At 39.4% G+C, this 4,027-nt stretch carries 5 protein-coding genes and 2 pseudogenes; 4 read left to right on the top strand and 3 right to left on the bottom strand.

The window, feature by feature from the left end; all coding sequences use genetic code 11:
- Positions 1 to 78: pseudogene (locus FC88_RS13405) on the top strand (site-specific integrase); the annotation flags it as partial.
- A 303-nt stretch (positions 79 to 381) separates the two neighbouring features.
- On the opposite strand, the pseudogene FC88_RS01150 reads toward FC88_RS13405, so the two are convergent.
- A pseudogene (locus tag FC88_RS01150) lies at positions 382 to 576 on the bottom strand (transposase); the annotation flags it as partial.
- 125 nt (positions 577 to 701) lie between these two features.
- On the opposite strand from FC88_RS01150, the gene FC88_RS01145 reads away from it, so the two are divergent.
- Positions 702 to 1,754, top strand: coding sequence for an ABC transporter permease (locus FC88_RS01145; protein WP_046811107.1), 1,053 nt, complete (start codon positions 702 to 704; stop codon positions 1,752 to 1,754).
- A gap of 4 nt (positions 1,755 to 1,758) precedes the next feature.
- Entirely contained in the window at positions 1,759 to 2,439 is a 681-nt protein-coding gene (locus FC88_RS01140; RefSeq protein WP_046811108.1) for an ABC transporter ATP-binding protein, read from the top strand.
- A 569-nt stretch (positions 2,440 to 3,008) separates the two neighbouring features.
- Here the strand turns inward: FC88_RS01140 and FC88_RS01135 are convergent.
- Together FC88_RS01135 and FC88_RS01130 are read right to left on the bottom strand one after the other, a co-directional pair.
- Positions 3,009 to 3,353: a type II toxin-antitoxin system PemK/MazF family toxin gene (locus FC88_RS01135; protein ID WP_056972590.1), complete on the bottom strand. Its 345-nt coding sequence runs from the start codon at positions 3,351 to 3,353 to the stop codon at positions 3,009 to 3,011.
- The gene (locus FC88_RS01130) at positions 3,347 to 3,610 is read right to left on the bottom strand and encodes an AbrB/MazE/SpoVT family DNA-binding domain-containing protein (RefSeq protein WP_001748109.1); all 264 of its coding nucleotides are present in this window, start codon (positions 3,608 to 3,610) and stop codon (positions 3,347 to 3,349) included. The genes FC88_RS01135 and FC88_RS01130 overlap by 7 nt, the downstream gene beginning before the upstream one ends.
- 85 nt (positions 3,611 to 3,695) lie before the next feature.
- On the opposite strand from FC88_RS01130, the gene FC88_RS01125 reads away from it, so the two are divergent.
- Positions 3,696 to 4,027 (top strand): site-specific integrase (locus tag FC88_RS01125; RefSeq protein WP_157060404.1); only part of this gene is annotated, 332 nt, incomplete at its 3' end.

Here is a 4,027-nt window from a genome sequence, read left to right as displayed (position 1 = left end):
CAACAAGTTGTCTTACCCATCAAAGATTCAAATGTTCTCAAGGAGGTTCAAGATACGTTACTCAATAACTTTAGAAGCTGTTTAGTATCTTTGATTTTGACCAAATAATTTGATAACTACTGTCAAAAAAGTTGGTGATCATATGCAACATTTTAGTCATCATTACCAAAGCAATATTTCTCGGCAACAATTCGATTTGATCCGCCAGGATCTGGAAGCTTCAAGGTCCCCAATTCCCCCCTCACTCAAAAAGGAGTGAGCGAAGCCCACGCTCACATTTAACTGCGCCTCCCGTTGGTCGTTGCTAAAATCAAGCCCATGGTTAGGAAACTTCGGTCACACCCTCAGGCAGAATTAAATAGCGTTAATAGCTGATCTGGCCCTTTGAAGTTGTTTGAATTCTTTGGACGTTACTTCAGTACCGTCTTCTAGCTCAACTGATTTAGCGCCTTTAACCCAATTCCGAATTGAATCGGCTGAAGGACCGTATTCCTTGGATAATTCATCGGATCGTCGTCCCGCTTTAACCATCTCCACAATGGACTTTTTTAAGTCCTCTTCATAACGTGTAACCATAAATAAAAATGCTCCTATGATGATATTTTACCAAACTAGCAAAACTAGTCCGGAATCTCATCATAAGAGCATGTATACTTGTGTATAGTAAGTTTGTTGAACTGCAACAAATACAGGAGGAACAAATGTTTTTAGCAATTAGAGAGATTAAAAAAGAAAAACTACGGTACGGCTTGATTCTAACAGTCGTCGTCTTAATCAGTTATTTGATTTTCATTTTAAGTGCCCTGGCGCTCGGGCTGGCAACAGCTAACACCGCTGCGGTGGACAGCTGGCAGTCTAAGTCCTTTGTAATGACCAAAGACGCTAATGGCAATGCCGGACAGTCATTACTGACAACGAAACAGGTGGATCAGTTAAGCGACGACAAAACCGCAACACTTGGCATTACACCAGTTAATATGAAAATTGGCGGAAAACGTGAATCCGCACAATTCGTTGGGATGAATAACGACGAGTACATCGCTAAAAACCTACAATTAACCAAGGGGCACTTGCCAAAGGCAGCTAACGAAGTCGTCCTCGCTGACTCAGTTGATAAGGATATTTACGGTATGGGGGATAAAATTTCGATTGGGTTATCTGATACGAAATATAAAATCGTGGGTTATGCGAAAAATGCCACGTATAACACCGCACCTGTTATTTATGGCGCGTTAGCGCAATGGCGTGTCATTAAGGGCGTGTCAGATCAATTCCAAGGTAGCGTAGTTACTTCAAAAACGTCACAATCGGTCGATGATAAAGCATTAAAGACTTATTCATACCAAGCCTTTATCAATAAATTGCCAGGTTATACACCGCAAAAAGCGACGTTTGGTCTCATGATTGGCTTCCTGATTGTCATTTCATTGATTGTGATTACCATCTTCCTCTACATTCTAACGGTTCAAAAATTGCCTAACTTGGCAGTTTTGCGTGCACAAGGCATTCCAAATCGTTTCTTGGCCCAAAATACGTTATTTGAGACGTTCTTTATTATGGCAACTGGTATCGTCGTTGGTGCTGTACTATCGGCATTAACTGAATTTGGGATTCCAGATAGCGTACCAATGGCATTTGATTGGGGATTGATGGGACTCATTGCGGCCGGATTGATGGTAACCGGGTTACTGGGTGCAATCATTCCGATTCGTGTGATTAGTAAGATTGATCCGGTATCAGTAATTGGAGGTTAAAAAGATGCGTGAAGAAAAACTAGCCCTTGAACACGTGACGAAACAATTTGGTCAGAAAACCAATTTAGTTACGGCACTAGAAGACGTCAGTTTAGCGTTTAAAGCTGGTGAGGTGTCGCTTATCATTGGTCCTTCAGGATCTGGTAAAAGTACCTTGCTAACCATTTTAGGCGGGTTACAGACACCAACAGACGGCTCAGTTCGTTTGAATGGTCACGACATCAGTGATTTGAGTACCAAAGAAGCCGAAAAAACACGACTTGAACAAATCGGTTTCGTCTTACAGGCGTACAATCTCGTGCCATATTTAACCGTAGCAGACCAATTCAAACTTGTTGACCAGGTGAAGCCTAACAATAACCTCAGTCAAGATGGATTTGACAAAATTATTGAAACGCTAGGCATTCAAAAATTATTAAACAAATACCCTGGCGAATTGTCTGGCGGTCAACAACAGCGCGTTGCAATTGCCCGTGCGTTGTATACAGACCCGGCGATCATCCTAGCCGATGAACCTACGGCAGCATTAGATACGGCACGTGTCAAAGAAGTTGGCCAACTTTTTGCTAATATTGCGCATGACGAGGAAAAAGCAGTCGTCATCGTCACGCACGATGATCGTCTGCGAGAGTTTTCTGATAATGTCTACAAAATTGTCGACGGAAAACTATCTAATACGGACTGATTAACACACTTGCTCTTATGCTGATATTCCGGACTAGTTTTTCTCGTTTGGTAAAATATCATCATAAGAGCAATAGATTATTTAGTTATGTTTTTGTCGAGCTTGCATTTTTGCTAGTCCGCTTGTAGCAAGGGTTTCAGCCCAATATAATAACTAAAATTTATAAGGTTACTTTTCAAATGTGTTGATTATCCATTGCAGAGAAAAGAACACAATAAAAATGATAAGAGTAGGAAGCAGTCTAGCCAGCCAAATATTGATGTTTGGATATTGTGACAGAGTATGATAGAGCCATTGGGCAATTATAAAAGCGCCCAATCCGCTGACGATTTATTTGATGTTTTTATACATGTTATTTCTCCAATATATTCATACTAATATAGTACCTATAATACCATTAAACAAAAAAACAGCCCCTATTATCTATCCACTAGATAACGGGGGCTGTTTTATAGGGGCGATTAAAAAAGGCACAAATAGACCCTCAAAATCATTGTTAAAATAGCCCCCAATATCTATAATGTAGATATTGGGGGCTATTTGTCGTTATATACTAAAAATAACTTCTTCTATTTGTCATCAATACTAAACAATAATTTGTACAAAGTGATTATTTCTTCTAGTTCTTCACGCGATACATGATCGACAATAGTTTCATCAGTGACATGTCTTGCCCGTAAATCTAAGGCTATGGTTTGATCTAATAATACTTTTCCATATACTGTTTGACTACTAGTTAGTCGATGATACATTGGAAAATTACGCTTGGTACTGCTAATTGGAGCCACAATCGTCATGTTACTTGTCTGACAGACTAGATCATTGCTTAGAGCAATGGCTGGTCGCTTATTCATCTGTTCATGACCACGCCTTGGATTAAAGTTAACATAAAATATATCACCTTGGCTTACCATTGAAGTTCATTACCTTCTGACTTTCCCCAATCAAGCTCGTGATCCCTTTTCCCGTCATCTTGCCAATCTTTAAATAGTTCGTGAATATTGGTTGGGTTCTTTTTTATTGGTGTCAAAACAATTGATCCATTTTCAATGGTTATTGTCATATCTTGGTTATCATCTAATTTCAGTTGTTTAATAATTTGGCTAGGAATTCTAGCAGCTTTCGAGTTTCCCCACTTTGCTAAGCGTGTTTGTTCTTTAATAAGTTCCATATTTTCCCCTCCTAAATTATTATTACAAGTCAAGTATATCCCGTGTAGATACACAATGCAAATATTCCTACTGGAGGTCATTTACATGCAACAAGTTGTCTTACCCATCAAAGATTCAAACGTTCTTAAAGAGGTTCAAGATACGTTACTCAATAACTTTAAAGCTGGCCGACGTAACTATACGATTTTTCAAGTTGGTAAAGCTACGCTACTGCGAGTGAGTGACGTTATGGGTTTAAAACAGACCGATATTTTTAATCTGGACGGTTCTATTAAACAAAATGCGTTCATTCATGATCGAAAAACTGGTAAGCCTAATACCTTGTACCTTAAACCAGTTCAAACAGAACTCTTATTGTATCGTCAATGGCTGCTTGATCATCAGCTGGATTCTGAATGGCTCTTTCCCTCAATTCA

This window comes from Companilactobacillus futsaii JCM 17355 (assembly GCF_001435505.1).
Lineage (GTDB): Bacteria > Bacillota > Bacilli > Lactobacillales > Lactobacillaceae > Companilactobacillus > Companilactobacillus futsaii.
The sequence above is the reverse complement of the archived record's forward strand: the minus strand, read 5'-3'. Positions and strand labels throughout refer to the sequence as shown.